The following is a 2,370-nucleotide window of genomic DNA, read 5'->3' as shown; positions in this document are numbered from 1 at the left end:
CGGCCCGGTCCGCGACATCGTCCTGCTGAACGCCGCCGCCGGCCTGGTGTCGTTCCGCCTGGCCGAGGACCCGGCCGAGGCCGACCGTCCGATCCTCCAGCGCTTCCGCGAGCAGCTCGCCGTCGCGGCCGAGGCGATCGACTCCGGCGCGGCGACGCGGAAGCTCGCCGACTGGGTCGGCAGCGCCCCCGCCGCCTGACGAGCCGCCCGTACCTGGTCCCGCAGGTACGACGCGTGCCGTCGCAGGCACGACTCGCGTCGTCGACGGCGCCCCGCGCCCACCGCGACGCCAGGGAGGCGCGGTGGGCGACGAGTGCTGCACGTCCTGGTCGACCCGCTCGAAGGTCTTGGTGACGGACTTGTTCCAGAGCCGGAGCGTGCGCTCGCGCTCGGCCTCGTCGAGCTGCGGCTCCCAGCGCTTGTCCTCCTGCCAGTTGCCGCGGAGCTCGTCGAGGTTCGCCCAGAACCCGACGGCGAGACCGGCCGCGTAGGCGGCGCCGAGCGCGGTGGTCTCCGCGACGACGGGACGCACCACGGGCACGTTCAGGATGTCGGCCTGGAACTGCATGAGCGCGTCGTTCGCGGTCATGCCGCCGTCGACCTTGAGCTCCGTCAGGTCCACACCGGAGTCCGCGTTCACCGCGTCGAGGACCTCGCGGGTCTGCAGTGCGGTGGCCTCGAGGGCGGCGCGGGCGATGTGCCCCTTGTTGACGAAGCGCGTCAGGCCGACGATCGCACCGCGGGCGTCCGGACGCCAGTACGGCGCGAACAGGCCTGAGAACGCCGGGACGAAGTACACGCCGCCGTTGTCCTCGACGGTCTTGGCGAGGGCCTCGACCTCCGGGGCGCTGCCGATGAGCCCGAGGTTGTCGCGGAGCCACTGGATGAGCGAGCCCGTGACGGCGATCGAGCCCTCGAGCGCGTAGTGGGTCTCCTGGTCGCCGAGCTTGTAGCCGACGGTGGTGAGGAGGCCGTTCTCCGACCGGACGATGTCCGTGCCCGTGTTGAAGATGAGGAAGTTGCCGGTGCCGTAGGTGTTCTTCGACTCGCCCTCGTCGAACGCCGCCTGGCCGAACGTGGCCGCCTGCTGGTCGCCGAGGATGCCGGCGATCGGCACCTCGCGGAGGAGGCTGGACGACTCGACGTGGCCGTAGACCTCGGAGGAGCTGACGATCTCCGGCAGCATCGACGCCGGCACGCCGAAGTCGGCCAGGATGTCGTCGCGCCACGAGAGCGTCTCGAGGTCCATGAAGAGGGTGCGCGAGGCGTTCGTGACGTCCGTCTTGTGCACGCCGCCGTCGACGCCGCCGGTCAGGTTCCAGAGGACCCAGGTGTCGGTCGTGCCGAACAGGAGGTCGCCGGCCTCGGCCTTCTCGCGCGCGCCGTCGACGTTCTCGAGGATCCAGGCGATCTTCGTGCCGGAGAAGTAGGTCGCGAGCGGGAGCCCGACGATCGACTTGTACCGGTCGGTGTCGCCGTCGGCGAGCTTGTCGACGATCGACTGCGTGCGGGTGTCCTGCCAGACGATCGCGTTGTAGACGGGCTGGCCGGTGGTCTTGTCCCACACCACCGCGGTCTCGCGCTGGTTGGTGATGCCGACGGCTGCGACGTCGTGCCGCGTGATGTCGGCGCGGGAGAGCGCCTGGCCGATGACCTCGCGGGTGTTGTCCCAGATCTCGATCGGGTCGTGCTCGACCCAACCCGCGCGCGGGAAGATCTGCTCGTGTTCCTTCTGTCCGACGGACACGATCGAACCGGAGTGGTCGAACACGATCGCTCGGGTGGAGGTGGTGCCCTGGTCGATGGCGACGATGTAGTCGGCCATTGGTGCTCCTTACGGGTGTTGGGTGTGCCGCGGCCGGCAGCGGTGCCGGCCGCGGCGGTGGTGAGAGAGGGAGAGGACTAGGAGACGATCGGCAGGAGGAAGGTCGAGGCGCCGGCCGCGAGTGCGCCGCCGATGAGCGGACCGACCACCGGGACCCAGGCGTAGGACCAGTCGCTCGAGCCCTTGCCCTTGATCGGCAGGAAGGCGTGCGCGAGGCGGGGGCCGAGGTCACGGGCCGGGTTGATGGCGTAGCCGGTGGGGCCACCGAGCGAGACGCCGATCGCGATGACGAGGAAGGCGACGGGGACCGCGCCGAGTTCCTTCGGCGTGCCGCCGTTCGTGAACGCGAGGACGACGAACACGAGGACGAAGGTGCCGATGACCTCGGTGACGAGGTTCCAGCCGTAGCTGCGGATGGCCGGGCCGGTCGAGAACACGCCGAGCTTGGCGGCCGGGTCCGGCTCTTCGTCGAAGTGCAGCTTGTAGGCGAGCCAGACGATGACCGCACCGATGACCGCACCGATGAGCTGCGCGATCCAGTACAG

1 protein-coding gene and 1 pseudogene are annotated in these 2,370 nt (G+C 70.2%); both read right to left on the bottom strand.

Features of this window, described 5'->3' with window-relative positions; translation table 11 throughout:
* Window positions 1-316 precede the first annotated feature (316 nt).
* A pseudogene (gene glpK, locus I59_RS04425) lies at window positions 317-1,825 on the bottom strand (glycerol kinase GlpK); the annotation flags it as partial.
* 77 nt (window positions 1,826-1,902) lie between these two features.
* Window positions 1,903-2,370, bottom strand: a 468-nt coding sequence (locus I59_RS04420; protein WP_031272859.1) for an MIP/aquaporin family protein, incomplete at its 5' end; no start/stop codon positions are given.

Source organism: Curtobacterium sp. B8 (assembly GCF_000333315.1).
Lineage (GTDB): Bacteria > Actinomycetota > Actinomycetes > Actinomycetales > Microbacteriaceae > Curtobacterium > Curtobacterium luteum.
Note: the sequence above shows the minus strand (reverse complement) of the source record. Positions and strands in the feature narration are given on the sequence as shown.